Source organism: Maribacter sp. HS, from assembly GCF_048059195.1.
GTDB lineage: Bacteria > Bacteroidota > Bacteroidia > Flavobacteriales > Flavobacteriaceae > Maribacter > Maribacter dokdonensis.
Genome location: NZ_JAYLVV010000007.1, coordinates 98850 through 117524, shown reverse-complemented (window position 1 = coordinate 117524; position 18675 = coordinate 98850). Strand labels below are relative to the sequence as shown.

Here is an 18675-nt window from a genome sequence, read left to right as displayed (position 1 = left end):
CATTATCCAACATATCGATTTCTATCGGTGTATTCACAGGAGTGGTCACGGCATCGTCTACAACATCTAATTCAATAGGCTCCCCTACCGTAATCGTAATTGTTGCAGTATCACAATTACCCTCTAAATCACATACGGTATATTCGAAAGTATCGGTTCCTTCAAAAACATCATTGGGAACATAGGTAATCGTATCATCCGAAATATCATCCGGCGTTCCTCCGTCATTAACTTCAACCGTTCCATTAGAAGGGTCGGTAACCGTTAAAGTTCCATCGGTTGGAATATCGAAATCATTATCCAACATATCGATTTCTATCGGTGTATTCACAGGAGTGGTCACGGCATCGTCTACAACATCTAATTCAATAGGCTCCCCTACCGTAATCGTAATTGTTGCAGTATCACAATTACCTTCTAAATCACATACGGTATATTCGAAAGTATCGGCACCTTCAAAACCATCATTTGGAACATAGGTAATCGTATCATCCGAAATATCATCCGGCGTTCCTCCGTCATTAACTTCAACCGTTCCACTAGAAGGGTCGGTAACCGTTAACGTTCCATCGGTTGGAATACCGAAATCATTATCCAATATATCGATTTCTATCGGTGTATTCACAGGAGTGCTCACAGCATCGTCTACTACATCTAGATCAACATTGCTATCAGGGTCCAAATAATCCGGTGTACCGTCATTGTCACTATCATCATTGGTCGGGTCGCCGTCATTATCGACATCCTCGTCAGGGGTATCAACGCCGTCACCATCGTCGTCAAGATCACGGTAGTTAACATCCTCTGTACCGTCCGTATCCGGTAGGTCGTTCGCCGGATCGTCGATCTCATCGTTCACATCGAATCCATCGTTCACATCGAAACCCTCGTAACCATCGTCCAGACCGTCACCATCGGTATCGATACCGGAGTAGGTCTGGTCAGGAACTCCGTCAAAATTAAAGTCGTTGCCCTCATTATTGTCAGGAACCAGATCGTTGTCGCTATCGTCATCAAGATAATCCACATTATCCGTACCATCCGTGTTCACAGGAACCAATCCGTCAGGATAAGCACTGTTCACACCGTCATTGGAAGCGTAGGTCGCCGCATCGTCCTCGTTAGGAGCTATATAACCATCGGTGGTCTGTGCCTCCACGTTGTCGGGTATTCCGTCATCGTCACTGTCGATATCCAAGTGGTTCGGTATACCATCGTTATCGGTATCCAGCGGATCCGTTAAAGGATCATTGTCACCGTCAAGGTTGGGATCTTCCTCCGTATCCAGGATACCATCGTTATCATCGTCAAGATCTGCACTGTCCGGAACTCCGTCCCCGTCCGTATCCGGACCCGGGCTATCAGGGTCCAAATAATCCGGAGTACCGTCATTGTCACTATCATCATTGGTCGGGTCGCCATCATTATCGACATCCTCGTCAGGGGTATCAACGCCGTCACCATCGTCGTCAAGATCACGGTAGTTAACATCCTCTGTACCGTCCGTATCCGGTAGGTCGTTCGCCGGATCATCGATCTCATCGTTCACATCGAATCCATCGTTCACATCGAAACCCTCGTAACCATCGTCCAGACCGTCACCATCGGTATCGATACCGGTGTAGGTCTGGTCAGGAACTCCGTCAAAATTAAAGTCGTTGCCCTCATTATTGTCAGGAACCAGATCGTTGTCGCTATCGTCATCAAGATAATCCACATTATCCGTACCATCCGTGTTCACAGGAACCAATCCGTCAGGATATGCACTGTTCACACCGTCATTGGAAGCGTAGGTCGCCGCATCGTCCTCGTTAGGGGCTATATAACCATCGGTGGTCTGTGCCTCCACGTTGTCGGGTATACCGTCATCGTCACTGTCGATATCCAAGTGGTTCGGTATACCATCGTTATCTGTATCCAGCGGATCCGTTAAAGGATCATTGTCACCGTCAAGGTTGGAATCTTCCTCCGTATCCAGGATACCATCGTTATCATCGTCAAGATCCGCACTGTCCGGAACTCCGTCCCCGTCCGTATCAATTTCATTTTGACAAACAATCGGTTTCAAAAATAAAATTACTGCACTTTTCAAGTGCGAAGTTGTATAAAATTCAATTTGACTAGCTACTTCTTGAGATTCCCATGTAAATCTTTCATGCTCATCAACTAAGACATTGGTATTGTTATGTACAAAATAATTATTACCATTCATACCTGAAGTAAGACCATCTGCGAGTATGGTATTTGTAAATTCATAAACAACTCCATCTAAAGCAATAATACCATCAGTACTATTCCCTGCAACTAACTCAGAGTGTTTAGCCGTAATTTTAACAGGTACAGACCCCGTTATAGAAAAATTTATTTTCTTACCATTCTGAACCATGAACAACCCAGAATTAAACGTACTACCACCGGTCATACTAATCAAAATACTACCTTCTGGCAAACCCCATTTATAACTAACATCAACGTTATTTACAGCTAAAGTCCCATTATCAATACCATTTTGAACACCTAAATCCTGAGAACTGATTTCCTTGGAATCATGTACCGTGCATTCTACCTCACTTTCTATAGCGTTTGTGGATAACATACTAGGTAATTTAGCTTGACTACCAAACAAATTAATGACGCAGAAAACTGTAAGGAAAGTAGAATATAAATAGTTAGTACTATTTAAGAAAAACCTATTAATTTTTAAAAAAGTAATTTTACCCATAAGTGTTAGTGTTTTACTAATCACCATGGCAAATGGTAGTGTTTTTAATGTTTTCGATAAGAAAGTGGGGCAGTCTTATTAAAACGTTGCTAAGATATATTAAAATGAATTTAACTCAAATTCTTTTTCGATTAACCCTCAAATTCAATAGGCAATCTGCATAAAAAATGGACAAACAGTTGTCAATATATTAACATTTCTTTTAAATACGATCAATCTAGCAATATAGATCATATTCATTAAAACAATTGTAAATAATATTCAAATATCATGTATATAGTCTACATTGAATACATCTTACTTAAATTATCACTGAGCTTTCTTAAATGGTAAGAATCTATTTTATCTTATTTTTGCACAAATTTTTTATATGACCTTCAAACAAGAAATAGAACGAAGAAGAACCTTTGGTATCATTTCACACCCCGATGCTGGTAAAACTACACTTACTGAAAAACTATTACTTTTTGGAGGTGCCATTCAAGAAGCGGGTGCCGTAAAAAACAATAAAATAAAAAAATCCGCGACCAGTGATTTCATGGAAATTGAAAGACAAAGAGGTATTTCCGTCGCAACCTCTGTTCTTGCCTTTAACTACAAGAACAAGAAAATTAACATTTTAGATACCCCAGGACACAAAGATTTTGCCGAAGATACTTTTAGAACCCTTACCGCTGTAGATAGTGTCATAGTTGTAATTGATGTTGCTAAAGGTGTAGAGGAACAAACAGTCAAACTAGTAGAAGTTTGTCGAATGCGGAAAATTCCAATGCTCGTATTCATTAATAAATTGGACAGAGAAGGTCAAGATGCTTTTGATTTATTGGATGAATTAGAACAAAAGCTTGGACTTTCCGTTACTCCGTTAAGTTTTCCTATTGGAATGGGCTATGATTTTAAAGGTATTTACAACATTTTTGAAAAAAATATTAATCTTTTTAGTGGAGATAGTAAAAAGAATATTGAAGAAACGATTGCTTTTGATGACGTTACAAATCCTGAACTGGACAAAATTATAGGAAGCAACGCCGCATCGGAATTAAGGGATAACCTTGAATTGGTATGGGGCGTGTATCCAAAATTCAACAAAGAACTATACTTAAAAGGTGATCAACAGCCAGTTTTCTTTGGATCCGCCCTTAATAATTTTGGAGTTCGGGAATTATTAGATTGTTTTATCCAAATTGCCCCTACACCACGTTCTAAAAATGCTGAAGAACGTTTGGTAGAAGCAAACGAAAAAGCTATGACCGGGTTCGTATTTAAAATACATGCAAACATGGATCCTAAACATAGAGACCGACTTGCTTTTATTAAAATTGTATCTGGTACATTTGAAAGAAATAAACCTTACTTACATGTAAGACATGGTAAAAATTTAAAATTTTCAAGTCCTAATGCCTTTTTTGCAGAAAAAAAGGAAATAGTTGATATTTCTTATCCCGGTGATATTGTAGGTCTTCATGATACGGGTAATTTTAAAATTGGTGATACGTTAACGGAAGGCGAAACCTTACATTATAAAGGCATACCTAGTTTTTCACCAGAACATTTTAGATATATTAATAACGCAGACCCATTAAAATCCAAACAGCTAAATAAAGGAATAGACCAATTAATGGATGAGGGTGTTGCACAATTATTTACTTTAGAAATGAATGGCAGAAAAGTTATAGGTACCGTGGGTGCATTACAGTTTGAAGTTATCCAATACCGGCTGGAACATGAATATGGCGCCAAATGTAGCTATGAAAATTTCAACGTATATAAGGCATGTTGGGTAGGTACCGAAAACAGAAAATCAGATGAATTCAAGGAATTTGAACGAGTTAAGCAAAAGTTCCTTGCAAAGGACAAGAGAGGTCAATTGGTATTTTTAGCAGATTCTCAATTCTCCCTTCAAATGACCCAGCAAAAATATCCATCAGTTAAACTACATTTTACTTCTGAATTTGAATAAAAAAAGCCCAATTTAAAAATTGGGCTTTTTTTATGCTTCTCCTGTAGGACCAAAATTAATTGGTATTGAAGGTTGCTCATAATCCTTTATTGTTCCGTGTGCTTTCTCAAAACGTTGTACATTATCGTTTAAAGCTTTTAAAAACTTTTTAGCATGTTGAGGAGTCAAAATAATCCTACTTTTAACTTTTGCCTTTGGAGCTCCTGGCATCATACTAATAAAATCAACCACAAATTCAGAAACTGAATGATTAATAATAGCTAGATTAGAGTATATACCTTCTGCCATTTTTTCGTCCAATTCAATATTTATCTGCTTTTGATTTGGGTTCTTATGTTCACTCATGTTTATATCATATTAAAAAAAATGACCCTCAAATAAAATTTGAGGGTCATTATTATAATTAGAATCTTAATGCCTCTTTTCTGGCCATTATCTCATCATATTCTTCTTTGGACCCAACGATAATACTATCATAGTCTCGCATACCTGTACCAGCAGGAATCTTATGACCAACGATAACATTCTCCTTAAGACCTTCTAAAGTATCTACTTTTCCACTTACAGCGGCTTCATTTAATACCTTAGTCGTTTCTTGAAACGATGCAGCAGAAATAAATGATTTCGTCTGCAACGATGCTCTAGTGATACCTTGAAGGATTGGAGTTGCCGTTGCAGAAACTGCATCTCTTGCCTCAACCAATGCCTTATCTCCACGTCTTAACAACGAGTTTTCATCTCTTAACTCTCTTGGAGTTACAATTTGACCCGGTTTAAGATTGTCAGAATCACCAGCTTCCATTACTACTTTCTTACCAAAGATTTCATCATTTTCTTTAATGAAATCATCTTTATGAATCAATTGATTCTCTAAGAAGATAGTATCACCTGGATCTTGAATTCTTACTTTACGCATCATCTGTCTAACAACTACTTCAAAGTGCTTATCATTAATCTTCACCCCTTGCAGTCTATAAACTTCCTGAACTTCATTTACCAAGTACTGTTGTACAGCGGAAGGACCTTTTATTGCTAAAATATCCTCTGGTGTAATTGATCCATCTGACAATGGCATACCTGCTCTTACATAATCATTCTCCTGTACCAGGATCTGATTAGATAATTTCACAAGATATTTCTTAACCTCACCTAATTTAGATTCAATGATTATCTCTCTATTACCACGCTTTATTTTACCGAAAGAAACAACACCGTCAATCTCAGATACAACTGCAGGGTTAGATGGATTTCTAGCTTCAAACAATTCGGTTACTCTTGGAAGACCTCCTGTAATATCACCCGCTTTTGCAGATTTACGTGGAATCTTAACCAAAGTCTTACCTTCTTTAATCTTATCGCCATCATCAACCATTATATGAGAACCTACCGGTAGGTTGTAAGAACGTAATGTTTCACCTTTAGCATCTTGAATCAATAAAGTTGGTATCAACTTCTTGTTTCTAGATTCTGAAATTACTTTCTCTTGGAAACCTGTTTGCTCATCTATTTCAACTTGATAAGTAACACCTTGCTCAATATTCTCATAAGCAATTTTACCTGGGAATTCAGAAACGATTACCCCGTTATATGGATCCCAAGAACAAATTACATCGCCCTTTACAACTTTAGCTCCATTTTCCACAAACAACTGAGACCCATAAGGAATATTGCTTGTACTCAAAGTAATACCGGTTTTGGCATCAACAACTTTAATCTCAGTTGTTCTAGAAATTACGATCTCTGCTGGTTTACCATCAGAACCTTCACCTGTAACCGTTCTTAAATCTTCAATTTCAGCAATACCCGAGAATCTTACTTCTAATTTATTATCCTCAGAAATGTTACCTGCAATACCACCTACGTGGAATGTTCTAAGTGTAAGTTGTGTACCCGGCTCACCAATTGATTGTGCGGCCACAACACCAACAGCTTCACCTCTTTGTACCATTTTATTGGTTGAAAGGTTTCTACCGTAACATTTAGCACAAATACCTTTCTCAGCTTCACATGTAAGTGCTGAACGTACTTCTATTTTTTCAATAGGAGATGCTTCCACTCTCTTAACATCGGCTTCCATAATCTGTTGACCCGCTTGAAGAACCAATTCTTCTGTCATTGGGTTATATACATCATGTAGAGAAACACGACCTAAAATTCTTTCACCTAAGCTTTCAACAACTTCTTCATTCTTCTTAAGTGCCTGAACTTCCACCCCTCTTAATGTTTCACAATCTTCGGTGTTAATAATAACATCCTGAGAAACATCAACAAGTCTTCTCGTTAAGTAACCAGCATCCGCAGTTTTCAATGCCGTATCCGCAAGTCCTTTACGTGCACCGTGTGTAGAAATAAAGTATTCCAAAATTGAAAGACCTTCCTTAAAGTTAGAAAGAATAGGGTTTTCAATAATTTCTCCACCACCAGCTGTTGATTTTTTAGGCTTGGCCATCAAACCACGCATACCTGTTAACTGACGAATTTGTTCCTTAGAACCCCTTGCACCAGAATCAAGCATCATATACACCGAGTTGAAACCTTGCTGATCCTCACGGATACGTTTCATAGCCAACTCAGTCAACATAGCATTTGTTGATGTCCATACATCAATAACCTGATTGTATCTCTCGTTATTAGTAATAAGACCCATGTTATAGTTAGCCATAATGCCATCAACCTGACCATTGGCCTCACCGATCATATCCATTTTTTCAGCCGGGATAATAATATCACCTAAACTAAAGGACAATCCACCTTTGAAGGCAAATTCATACCCCATAGTCTTAATCTTATCCAAGAAAGCTGCAGTTGCAGGAACACTTGTTACGGCTAAAATATCACCAATGATATTTCTTAATGCCTTCTTGTTCAATACTTGGTTAATATAACCCGCTTCCTCTGGTACGTTTTTATTAAATAAAACACGCCCAACAGTTGTAGGTATAATTTGATTAACCAATTCACCCTCCTCATTAAAATCCTTAGCTCTAACCTTTATACCAGCATTAAGATTTACTTTACCTTCATTAAAAGCTATCTCTACTTCTTCTGCAGAATAAAATGTTAAACCTTCACCGATAATTGGAACTTCTGGAGTTGATTTACGCTCTTTGGTCATGTAATACAGACCCAAGACCATATCCTGTGATGGTACAGTAATCGGCGAACCATTAGCAGGGTTTAATATGTTCTGAGAAGCAAGCATCAACAACTGTGCTTCTAGAATAGCCTCTGGCCCTAATGGTAAGTGAACCGCCATTTGATCCCCATCAAAATCCGCATTAAATGCAGTACATGCCAATGGGTGTAGACGAATTGCTTTACCTTCTATTAATTTAGGTTGGAAAGCTTGGATACCCAAACGGTGCAAAGTAGGAGCCCTGTTCAATAATACAGGATGACCTTTCAATACATTTTCCAAAATATCCCAAACTACAGGCTCTTTTTTATCTATAATTTTCTTAGCGGACTTAACTGTTTTTACGATACCTCTTTCAATCAATTTTCTGATTACAAAAGGCTTGTAAAGTTCAGCAGCCATGTCTTTTGGAAGACCACATTCATATAAGTTCAACTCTGGTCCTACAACAATTACCGAACGAGCAGAATAATCTACACGCTTACCAAGTAAGTTTTGACGGAAACGACCTTGTTTACCTTTTAATGAATCTGAAAGAGATTTTAAAGGTCTATTAGATTCCGTTTTTACTGCAGACGCTTTCCTCGTATTATCGAACAAAGAATCTACCGCTTCCTGAAGCATACGTTTTTCATTACGTAAAATTACTTCAGGAGCCTTTATTTCAACCAATCTTTTTAAACGGTTATTACGAATAATTACCCTTCTATAAAGATCATTTAAATCTGATGTTGCAAAACGTCCACCATCTAATGGTACCAATGGACGTAATTCTGGTGGAATCACCGGAATTACCTTCATAATCATCCATTCTGGTTCGTTTTCTCTATTTTCTTGAGATTCCCTAAGTGCCTCAACTACTTGCAAACGCTTTAAAGCTTCAGTTTTTCTCTGCTTTGAAGTCTCAGTATTTGCTTTGTGTCTTAACTCAAAAGAAAGTTCTTTAAGATTTATTCTACCCAACAAATCGATTAAACACTCTGCACCCATTTTAGCAATAAACTTATTAGGGTCAGTATCTTCTAAATATTGATTTTCTTGAGGAATAGTATCTAATATATTCAAGTACTCTTCTTCTGTCAAGAAATCCATTTTATTGATTTCTTCACCTTCAGGTCCTTTAGCGATACCCGGTTGTATTACTACGTAACGCTCGTAGTAAATAATCATATCCAATTTCTTGGAAGGTAAACCTAAAAGGTAACCTATTTTATTAGGTAAAGAACGGAAGTACCAAATATGAGCTACTGGTACCACCAAGTTAATATGACCTACACGATCTCTACGAACTTTCTTTTCCGTTACCTCTACACCACAACGGTCACAAACGATACCACGGTAACGAATACGCTTGTATTTACCACAAGCACATTCATAATCCTTAACAGGACCAAAAATACGCTCACAGAACAAACCATCACGTTCTGGTTTGTGAGTTCTATAGTTAATTGTTTCCGGCTTTAAAACTTCACCTCTAGATTCTGCCAAAATAGATTCTGGAGAAGCTAAACCTATGGAAATTTTATCAAACCTTTTTACTTGGTTATTATCTTTTATTCTAGCCATAATAGCGTTCTGATAATGTTTTAATTTGTTTTACTTAATAGTCTTCAATACTAACTATTGAACTATTCTTCCAGTCTAATATCCAAACCTAATCCCTTAAGTTCGTGCATTAAAACGTTGAAAGATTCTGGTAAACCAGGCTCTGGCATTGTTTCTCCTTTAACAATAGATTCATAAGTCTTAGCCCTTCCAATTACATCATCGGACTTAACTGTAAGTATCTCACGTAAAGTTGCAGATGCACCATAAGCTTCTAATGCCCAAACCTCCATTTCACCAAATCTCTGACCACCAAACTGAGCTTTACCACCCAATGGTTGTTGTGTAATTAGAGAGTATGGTCCAATTGAACGTGCGTGCATCTTATCATCTACCATGTGACCAAGTTTCAACATATAGATCACACCTACTGTTGCAGGTTGATCAAAACGTTGACCGGTTCCACCATCGAATAAGTAAGTATGTCCAAATCTTGGAATACCCGCGTCATCTGTATACTTGTTTATCTCCTCTAAAGTTGCCCCATCAAAAATTGGTGTAGCATATTTTCTTCCAAGCTTAAGACCAGCCCAACCTAAAACTGTTTCATAGATTTGACCAATATTCATACGAGAAGGTACACCTAACGGATTCAATACAATATCAACTGGTGTTCCATCTTCCAAGAAAGGCATGTCTTCGTGACGAACAATTCTTGAAACAATACCTTTGTTACCATGACGACCTGCCATTTTATCACCAACTTTAAGCTTACGCTTTTTGGCGATATACACCTTAGCAAGTTTCATAATACCAGCAGGCAATTCATCACCAACAGATATAGTAAACTTATCTCTTCTTAAGTTACCTTGTAAATCGTTAAGCTTGATCTTATAGTTATGAAGAAGATCAGCTACCAATGCATTTGTATCTGCATCCGTTGTCCAACTACCACCTACTAAGTGAGCAAAATCATCAACAGAATTCAACATTTTCATTGAATACTTCTTACCCTTAGGTAATACTTCTTCACCTAAATCATTAAGAACACCTTGAGAGGTCTTACCATTTACTATAGTAAATAATTTCTCAACAAGAATATCTTTTAATTCTTGGAATTTCACTTCGTATTCCAATTCTAATTTAGATAGTTCTTCTTTATCTTCAGAACGTTTTCTCTTATCCTTTACTGATCTAGAGAATAATTTCTTATCAATAACAACACCTCTTAAAGAAGGTGACGCTTTTAATGAAGCATCTTTTACATCACCAGCTTTGTCACCAAATATGGCACGTAATAATTTTTCTTCAGGAGTTGGATCAGACTCTCCTTTTGGTGTAATCTTACCAATTAAAATATCACCAGGTTTAACCTCTGCACCTATTCTAATCATACCATTTTCATCTAAGTCTTTTGTAGCCTCTTCAGAAACGTTAGGTATATCATGTGTAAGTTCTTCCGCTCCTAATTTAGTATCCCTAACTTCTAGAGAATACTCATCAACATGAATAGATGTAAAAATATCTTCACGTACAACTTTCTCCGAAATTACAATTGCATCCTCAAAGTTATACCCCTTCCATGGCATAAATGCAACGGTTAAGTTTCTACCTAATGCTAATTCTCCTTTTTCAGTTGCATAACCTTCACAAAGAACTTGTCCTTTCTTAACTCTATCACCTACTTGTACAATTGGCTTCAAGTTAATGTTAGTACCTTGGTTGGTTTTTCTAAACTTCACCAAGAAATAAGTCTTGCTATCTTCTTCAAAACTGATTAATCTTTCCTCATCAGTTCTATCATATTTGATAGTGATTTTTTGAGCATCAACATACTCAATAACCCCATCTCCTTCAGCATTGATCAATACTCTTGAATCTGAAGCAACTTGACGCTCAAGACCAGTACCAACAATTGGAGATTGTGGTTTCAACAAAGGAACTGCTTGACGCATCATGTTAGATCCCATCAAAGCCCTGTTTGCATCATCATGTTCCAAGAACGGAATCAAGGAAGCAGAAATTGAAGCAATTTGATTAGGAGCAACATCGGTATATTGAATTTCCGATGGATCTACAACTGGGAAATCACCTTCTTCCCTAGCAATTACTTTTTCCGCATCTATAGTACCATCTTCCTTCATTGGAATGTTAGCCTGAGCTATTTTCATTCCTTCTTCTTCCTCAGCACTTAAATAAGTATAGTTTTTGTAGTCTACTACTGAATTCTCCACTTTTCTATAAGGAGTTTCCAAGAAGCCCATTGGGTTTACTTTCGCAAACACCGACAATGAAGATATCAAACCAATGTTTGGACCTTCAGGAGTTTCAATAGGACATAAACGACCGTAGTGTGTATAGTGAACATCACGAACCTCAAAACCTGCACGCTCTCTTGATAAACCACCTGGACCTAATGCCGATAATCTTCTTTTGTGCGTAATCTCTGCCAAAGGATTCGTTTGATCCATAAACTGAGATAATTGGTTCGTACCAAAGAAAGAATTAATTACTGAAGACAACGTCTTAGCATTAATCAAATCAATTGGTGTAAACACTTCATTATCACGAACGTTCATACGCTCACGTATTGTTCTTGCCATACGCGCAAGACCAACACCAAACTGAGAAGATAATTGTTCACCTACAGTTCTTACACGACGGTTAGATAAGTGATCAATATCATCAATTTCAGCTTTTGAGTTTATTAACTCAATTAAATATTTTATAATAGTTATGATATCTTCTTTAGTCAAGACTTGCTTGTCCATTCCAATATCCAACTGTAATTTTTTGTTCATTCTATAACGACCAACTTCACCTAAGTTATAACGTTGATCAGAAAAGAATAATTTATCAATAATACCACGTGCCGTTTCCTCATCTGGCGGCTCCGCATTACGTAATTGACGATAGATATGCTCAACGGCTTCTTTTTCAGAATTCGTTGGATCTTTCTGTAGTGTATTGTGAATTATAGCATAATCTGACTGAGCATTATTCTCTTTATGTAAAAGAATAGTTTTTACATCAGCATCAATAATTTCAGCTATGTGTTCCTTTTCTAAAATAGTATCACGGTCAAGAACAATCTCATTACGCTCAATAGATACTACCTCACCAGTATCCTCATCAACAAAATCCTCATGCCAAGTGTTCAATACTCTTGCCGCTAATTTACGACCTAGTACTTTTTTAAGACCGGCATTAGAAACCTTCACCTCTTCAGAAAGGTCAAAAATCTCTAATATATCCTTATCACGTTCAAAGCCAATAGCTCTAAACAAAGTAGTAACCGGTAATTTTTTCTTTCTATCGATATAAGCATACATTACGCCGTTGATATCGGTAGCAAATTCTATCCAAGATCCTTTAAAAGGAATTACTCTTGCAGAATATAATTTTGTCCCGTTTGCATGGAAAGACTGACCAAAGAAAACCCCTGGAGATCTATGCAATTGAGAAACTACAACTCTCTCAGCACCATTGATAACAAAAGTACCACTAGGTGTCATGTAAGGAATTGTACCTAAGTAAACATCTTGTACAATAGTTTCAAAGTCTTCATGCTCTGGGTCTGTACAATATAATTTTAAACGAGCTTTTAAGGGAACGCTATAAGTAAGACCACGCTCTATACATTCTTGGATAGAATATCTAGGTGGGTCTATGAAATAATCAAGGAATTCCAATACAAACTGATTTCTGGTATCAGTAATTGGGAAATTTTCCATGAAGGTATTATAAAGACCTTCATTACCTCTTTCATCTGATTTAGTCTCAAGTTGAAAAAAGTCTTGGAAAGATTTAATCTGAATATCTAAGAAATCCGGATAGTCCGGTGTGTTTCTTGCAGAAGCAAAGCTTATTCTTTCAGTATTATTTGTGAACATCTACGGACAGTGTTTTGATCGTGAGTACTAGTTGGGTTGTATACTTCTTAATATACCTAATTCTATAAAAAGGCTTAGGTCTAAACGCAAAAAAAGCGCAAAGACCTAAACCAAAAGTAATATGGTTGTTGCTATTATTTAAGCTCAACTTCTGCTCCAGCTTCTTCCAATGATTTTTTGATACCTTCAGCTTCGTCTTTAGTAACACCTTCTTTAACAGCTTTTGGTGCGCTATCAACGATATCTTTAGCATCTTTTAATCCTAAACCAGTTAATTCCTTAACTAATTTTACAACTGCTAACTTAGAAGCACCTGCTGCTTTCAAAATAACATCGAATTCAGTTTTTTCCTCTGCTGCTTCACCAGCTTCACCACCACCACCGGCAGCTACTGCTACTGCTGCTGCTGCAGGCTCAATACCGTACTCTTCTTTTAATATATCAGCTAACTCGTTTACTTCTTTTACTGTCAAGTTAACTAATTGTTCTGCGAAATCTTTTAAATCTGCCATTTTCTATCGTTTAATAAAATTTTTAAAATATACTTAGTTTATTGTGCGTACTTATTTTTCAGATAATGTTTTAAGGATACCAGCGATTTTACCACCACCAGACTTAAGTCCAGAAATAACATTTTTGGCTGGAGATTGTAACAATCCAATAATCTCACCAATCATCTCTTCTTTAGACTTAATGCTTACTAACGCATCCAAGTTCTCATCACCTATGTAAATTGCTTCTTCAACAAAAGCTCCTTTTAATAAAGGTTTATTAGATTTTTTTCTAAAATTCTTTATCAATTTTGCCGGAGCGTTGGCTACATCTGAAAACATTAAAGAAGTATTTCCTTTTAACGTTTCAGGTAATTCACCAAATTCTTTTTCAGAAGCCTCCATTGCTTTAGCAAGCAATGTGTTTTTAACTACAGCCAGTCTAATATTAGCTTTGAAACAAGCTCTTCTTAAATCAGAAGTTGTACCTGCATCCAAACCAGAAATATCAGCCACATAAATAGTGGCACTATCTGCCAACTGCGTAGTCAAATCTTTTATAACCGTTGCTTTTTCTTCTCTTGTCATACTATTAATTTTTAACTACCAGCTGTTAAACTGACTTTGGATCTAATTGCAAACTAGGACTCATAGTGCTAGACATGAAAATAGTTTTCATGTAAACACCTTTTGCCGCAGTTGGCTTCATCTTATTCAAAGTATCCAACAACTCCTTAGCATTATCCGCTATTTTATCAGCGGAAAAAGAAGCCTTACCTATCGCAGCATGTACGATACCTGTTTTATCAACTTTAAAATCTATTTTACCTGCTTTAACTTCAGATACAGCTTTTGCTACATCCATAGTTACAGTACCTGTTTTTGGATTAGGCATTAAACCTCTAGGTCCTAATACACGACCTAACGGTCCTAATTTACCCATTACGCTTGGCATTGTGATAATAACATCAACATCTGTCCAACCGCCTTTAATTTTTTCCAAATACTCATCTAACCCAACATAATCAGCACCTGCCTCTTGAGCCTCCGCTTCTTTATCTGGGGTTACCAAAGCCAAAACTTTTACATCTTTACCAGTTCCATGAGGTAATGTTACCACACCACGAACCATTTGATTAGCTTTTCTTGGATCTACACCCAAACGAACCGCTAAATCTACTGATGCATCAAACTTTGTATTGGTAATTTCTTTTATTAAAGCAGAAGCTTCTGCAACAGAGTATAGTTTATCTTTCTCTATTTTAGAATGCGCCTCCTTTTGCTTCTTCGTTAACTTTGCCATTTAATTACTTTTAAGATTTTAAAAAGGTCTTTTACCAGCTACCTTCATACCCATTGAACGTGCAGTACCAGCAATCATACTCATTGCAGATTCAACTGTAAACGCATTAAGGTCAACCATTTTATCTTCGGCAATCGCCTTGATTTGGTCCCAGGTAACACTACCTAATTTCACCCTGTTAGGTTCGCCAGATCCTTTTTTAATCTTAGCCGCTTCCAATAGCTGAATTGCCGCCGGTGGTGTTTTTACAACGAAGTCGAAAGACTTATCTTTGTAAACGGTGATAACAACTGGTAATACTTTACCTGGTTTATCCTGCGTACGAGCGTTGAACTGCTTACAGAATTCCATAATGTTAACACCAGCAGCACCTAAGGCGGGTCCAACCGGTGGCGATGGATTCGCTGCACCTCCCCTAACTTGTAGTTTAACTACTTTACCTACTTCTTTTGCCATTGTTTAAAATTAAATTAAAAGCGTGTTTACGGAAGCAACACTACTTTAATTATATGTATGTAACACTTAATCTAAATACTTAAATCTTCTCTACTTGCATATAGCTAAGCTCTAATGGCGTTTTTCTACCAAAAATCTTAACCATAACCTCTAGCTTGCGTTTTTCTTCATTAATTTTCTCGACAGTTCCATTGAAGCCATTAAAAGGACCATCAATTACCTTAACTGTTTCACCAAAAACAAATGGAATTGCAACACTATCCGTATTCACAGCTAACTCATCTACCTTACCAAGCATACGGTTAACCTCATTTTTTCTCAAAGGAACAGGATCTCCTCCCTTAGTTTCTCCTAAAAACCCAATAACATTGGTTATTGAACGGATGATATGCACCATCTCCCCACCTAAATTGGCTTTGATCATGATATACCCAGGAAAATAAACCCTTTCTTTATTAATTTTCTTGCCGTTTCTAATCTGAACTACCTTTTCAGTAGGAACAAGAACATCCTCTAAATAGTCTGAAAAACCATGACGCTCTACTTCGCTTTCAATGTATCCTTTGATTTTATTCTCTTGACCACTTACAGCTCGTACAACGTACCATTTTTTCTCTAAAACCTCTGACATAGTCCTATTAGTTTAAAACGTAGTTGAAATATGCTTTTATCACTTTACTAAAGACCGTATCCACACCCCAAGTAGCCAAAGCAAAAAGGATAGAAAACACAGCTACAACAACCATCAAATTAGATGATTCTGCACGTGAAGGAAGAGTAACATTATTCCTTAACTCTTCAACGGATTCTTTTATATATGTGAACATTTAAATACTGTTTTACAATTTCAACAAATAGGATTATTCATCCAAATTCTATTGTGCACGGGAGGAGAGACTCGAACTCCCGACACCTGGTTTTGGAGACCAGTGCTCTACCAACTGAGCTACACCCGTATGAACGGTGAACCAAATCACCAATTCTATTATTTGCATGTAAAGGTGTCCCGCTTGAGCAGAACACCCTTATACACAATACTCTTTTAAGACTAAATTAATCTATAATCTTAGTAACCTGACCAGCACCTACTGTTCTACCACCTTCACGGATAGCGAAACGTAAACCTACGCTTAATGCGATTGGCTGAATCAACTCAACTGTAATCGTAAGGTTATCACCTGGCATTACCATTTCAACTCCAGAAGGTAAAGAAATGTTACCTGTTACGTCAGTAGTTCTTACGTAGAACTGTGGACGATAGTTATTATGGAATGGTGTGTGACGACCACCTTCTTCTTTTTTCAATACGTAAACCTCAGCTTCAAATTTAGCATGTGGCTTTACAGAACCTGGCTTACAGATTACCATTCCACGGCTAATTTGAGATTTTTCAATACCTCTTAACAAGATACCTACGTTATCACCAGCTTCACCTCTATCTAATATTTTACGGAACATTTCAACCCCAGTAATAGTAGAGTTCAATTTCTCAGCACCCATACCAATAATCTCAACAGGATCACCAGTGTTTGCAATACCAGTTTCTATACGACCAGTAGCAACAGTACCACGACCAGTAATAGTAAATACATCTTCAACCGGCATTAAGAAATCCTTATCAACATCTCTAGCAGGAAGTTCGATCCAGTTATCAACAGCTTCCATCAACTCCATAACCGTATCAACCCACTTTTGCTCACCGTTCAATGCACCTAATGCAGAACCAGCGATTACAGGACCATTATCACCATCATACTCATAGAAAGAAAGTAATTCTCTTACTTCCATCTCTACCAATTCGATCAACTCAGCATCATCCACCATATCCACTTTGTTCATGAATACAACGATTCTTGGAATACCTACCTGACGACCTAAAAGGATGTGCTCACGAGTTTGAGGCATAGGACCATCTGTAGCAGCAACAACCAAAATAGCACCGTCCATCTGAGCAGCACCAGTAACCATGTTCTTTACATAATCCGCGTGACCAGGACAGTCAACGTGTGCATAGTGACGGTTAGCTGTAGAATACTCTACGTGAGAAGTGTTAATTGTAATACCTCTTTCTTTTTCCTCAGGAGCGTTATCGATAGAATCGAAACTTCTCAATTCAGAAAGACCTGCATTTGCCAAAACAGTAGTAATAGCAGCAGTCAATGTAGTTTTACCGTGATCCACGTGTCCAATAGTACCTATATTTAAGTGCGGTTTGGAACGATCGAAAGTTTCCTTTGCCATGTTTAATGTATTTTAATCTTAGTTTATATTAGTGTACAAATTTATACCTTAATTGAGCCAATGACGAGATTTGAACTCGTGACCTCTTCCTTACCAAGGAAACGCTCTACCCCTGAGCTACACCGGCGTAAAGTGTTGAATCTACCAAATAGCAGATTCCTGCCTTCGCAGGAATGACATTTCTGTCAAAATTTATAGAGCGGGAGACCGGGTTCGAACCGGCGACATTCAGCTTGGAAGGCTGACGCTCTACCAACTGAGCTACTCCCGCTTATAATATTACAATATTTCAATAAAATCCTTCAAGAAAAAAGTTTTGTGGGGAGAGCAGGATTCGAACCTGCGAAGACGTAGTCAGCAGATTTACAGTCTGCCCTCGTTGGCCGCTTGAGTATCTCCCCTCAAACTATTATTTTAAAGAACTTCAGAGCCGATGGAGGGACTCGAACCCACGACCTGCTGATTACAAATCAGCTGCTCTAGCCAGCTGAGCTACATCGGCTTATTTCACAACTTTTTCTGTCATAAAAAAGCCCGCTATTTCTAACGGACTGCAAATGTATAGTATTTTTTATTTATTCAAAACAAATTTTGAAAAATTTTTCTCAAACTTGTAATCTTAATTTCTGCTTTTGTTTTATTAGCCTGCGTTCCAGCGAACTACAAGCTGAATCCACAGCCTCCTCAAATGACTTACATTGCTTTTTTACCACAAATTTATCTTTAGGTACAGAAATTTTAATCTCAACTATCTTATTCTCCTTTGCACTCGTATTTTCCACTTTCATATAAACATCAGAGCTAATTACCTTAGAATAAAAGGTTTCCACCTTATCAAGTCTGTTTTGAAGAAAATTTATCAATTTTCTGTCTGCATTAAAATTTACCGATTGCGTATTTACTTTCATAGTCAGGAAATTTATAGGCC

13 protein-coding genes and 5 tRNA genes are annotated in these 18675 nt (G+C 37.4%); 1 reads left to right on the top strand and 17 read right to left on the bottom strand.

All coding sequences use genetic code 11. The features are described from left to right. Positions 1 to 2596, bottom strand: a 2596-nt coding sequence (locus tag VBZ51_RS16390) for an Ig-like domain-containing protein (protein ID WP_416577606.1), incomplete at its 3' end; no start/stop codon positions are given. A gap of 496 nt (positions 2597 to 3092) precedes the next feature. Here VBZ51_RS16390 and VBZ51_RS16385 point away from each other — a divergent pair. After that, on the top strand, positions 3093 to 4682 hold the full coding sequence (locus VBZ51_RS16385) for a peptide chain release factor 3 (protein WP_058106009.1): 1590 nt from the start codon (positions 3093 to 3095) through the stop codon (positions 4680 to 4682). A 30-nt stretch (positions 4683 to 4712) separates the two neighbouring features. On the opposite strand, the gene VBZ51_RS16380 is transcribed toward VBZ51_RS16385, so the two are convergent. The 16 genes from VBZ51_RS16380 to hpf all read right to left on the bottom strand — a co-directional run bounded on the left by VBZ51_RS16380 (position 4713) and on the right by hpf (position 18655). Then, a complete protein-coding gene (locus VBZ51_RS16380; protein WP_058106008.1) occupies positions 4713 to 5027 on the bottom strand; it encodes a DUF3467 domain-containing protein in 315 nt (104 codons plus the stop codon). Between the two features lie 58 nt (positions 5028 to 5085). Then, the gene (gene rpoC, locus VBZ51_RS16375) at positions 5086 to 9384 is read right to left on the bottom strand and encodes a DNA-directed RNA polymerase subunit beta' (protein WP_416577605.1); all 4299 of its coding nucleotides are present in this window, start codon (positions 9382 to 9384) and stop codon (positions 5086 to 5088) included. A 62-nt stretch (positions 9385 to 9446) separates the two neighbouring features. Further along, the gene (gene rpoB / locus VBZ51_RS16370) at positions 9447 to 13256 is read right to left on the bottom strand and encodes a DNA-directed RNA polymerase subunit beta (RefSeq protein ID WP_058106006.1); all 3810 of its coding nucleotides are present in this window, start codon (positions 13254 to 13256) and stop codon (positions 9447 to 9449) included. A gap of 134 nt (positions 13257 to 13390) precedes the next feature. After that, on the bottom strand, positions 13391 to 13768 hold the full coding sequence (gene rplL, locus VBZ51_RS16365) for a 50S ribosomal protein L7/L12 (RefSeq protein ID WP_058106005.1): 378 nt from the start codon (positions 13766 to 13768) through the stop codon (positions 13391 to 13393). 51 nt (positions 13769 to 13819) lie between these two features. Beyond that, positions 13820 to 14335, bottom strand: coding sequence for a 50S ribosomal protein L10 (gene rplJ, locus VBZ51_RS16360; RefSeq protein WP_058106004.1), 516 nt, complete (start codon positions 14333 to 14335; stop codon positions 13820 to 13822). Positions 14336 to 14360: 25 nt separating this feature from the next. Next, entirely contained in the window at positions 14361 to 15050 is a 690-nt protein-coding gene (rplA, locus tag VBZ51_RS16355) for a 50S ribosomal protein L1 (RefSeq protein WP_416577604.1), read from the bottom strand. Between the two features lie 18 nt (positions 15051 to 15068). After that, complete coding sequence (gene rplK / locus VBZ51_RS16350) at positions 15069 to 15506, bottom strand: 50S ribosomal protein L11 (protein WP_058106002.1); 438 nt, start codon at positions 15504 to 15506, stop codon at positions 15069 to 15071. A gap of 79 nt (positions 15507 to 15585) precedes the next feature. After that, positions 15586 to 16137, bottom strand: a complete 552-nt coding sequence (gene nusG, locus VBZ51_RS16345) for a transcription termination/antitermination protein NusG (protein WP_058106001.1) — start codon at positions 16135 to 16137, stop codon at positions 15586 to 15588. A 7-nt stretch (positions 16138 to 16144) separates the two neighbouring features. Beyond that, the gene (secE, locus tag VBZ51_RS16340) at positions 16145 to 16333 is read right to left on the bottom strand and encodes a preprotein translocase subunit SecE (protein ID WP_058106000.1); all 189 of its coding nucleotides are present in this window, start codon (positions 16331 to 16333) and stop codon (positions 16145 to 16147) included. A 56-nt stretch (positions 16334 to 16389) separates the two neighbouring features. After that, positions 16390 to 16462 (bottom strand) — tRNA-Trp (locus VBZ51_RS16335). A 97-nt stretch (positions 16463 to 16559) separates the two neighbouring features. Then, positions 16560 to 17747 (bottom strand): elongation factor Tu, encoded by a 1188-nt coding sequence (tuf, locus tag VBZ51_RS16330; protein ID WP_058105999.1) that lies wholly within the window; start codon positions 17745 to 17747, stop codon positions 16560 to 16562. Positions 17748 to 17802: 55 nt separating this feature from the next. Beyond that, positions 17803 to 17874, bottom strand: a tRNA-Thr gene (locus VBZ51_RS16325). 71 nt (positions 17875 to 17945) lie between these two features. Further along, positions 17946 to 18018: transfer RNA gene (locus VBZ51_RS16320), tRNA-Gly, on the bottom strand. A 48-nt stretch (positions 18019 to 18066) separates the two neighbouring features. Beyond that, a tRNA-Tyr gene (locus tag VBZ51_RS16315) sits at positions 18067 to 18148 on the bottom strand. 27 nt (positions 18149 to 18175) lie between these two features. Beyond that, positions 18176 to 18249 (bottom strand) — tRNA-Thr (locus VBZ51_RS16310). 103 nt (positions 18250 to 18352) lie between these two features. Then, positions 18353 to 18655: a ribosome hibernation-promoting factor, HPF/YfiA family gene (hpf, locus tag VBZ51_RS16305; protein WP_058105998.1), complete on the bottom strand. Its 303-nt coding sequence runs from the start codon at positions 18653 to 18655 to the stop codon at positions 18353 to 18355. Positions 18656 to 18675 lie beyond the last annotated feature (20 nt).